Raw genomic sequence first — 464 nt, 5'->3', positions numbered from 1 at the left:
GACTTCACGGGCGTGTCATCCTGTTTGCTACCCAGGCTTTCGAGCCTCAGCGTCAGTGACAGACCAGACAGCCGCTTTCGCCACTGGTATTCTTCCATAAATCTACGCATTTCACCGCTACTCATGGAGTTCTACTGTCCTCTTCTGTACTCAAGTCATTCAGTGTCCTATGCACTTCTTCTGTTAAGCCGAAGGCTTTCACATCTGACTTAAATGACCACCTGCGCTCGCTTTACGCCCAATAAATCCGGACAACGCTTGCCACCTACGTATTACCGCGGCTGCTGGCACGTAGTTAGCCGTGACTTTCTAATCAGATACCGTCACTCTACGGCATTTACTCTTATGCTCGTTCTTCTCCAACAACAGAATTTTACGAGCCGAAACCCTTCTTCATTCACGCGGCGTTGCTTCATCAAACTTTCGTTCATTGTGGAAGATTCCCTACTGCAGCCTCCCGTAGG

At 49.4% G+C, this 464-nt stretch carries 1 rRNA gene; it reads right to left on the bottom strand.

Annotated features, from left to right (window positions below):
* Positions 1–464: ribosomal RNA gene (locus FLW16_RS43065) — 16S ribosomal RNA — on the bottom strand; the annotation flags it as partial.

The sequence above is a fragment of the Microbispora sp. KK1-11 genome, assembly GCF_006874435.1.
GTDB lineage: Bacteria > Actinomycetota > Actinomycetes > Streptosporangiales > Streptosporangiaceae > Microbispora > Microbispora catharanthi.
The sequence above is the reverse complement of the archived record's forward strand: the minus strand, read 5'-3'. Positions and strand labels throughout refer to the sequence as shown.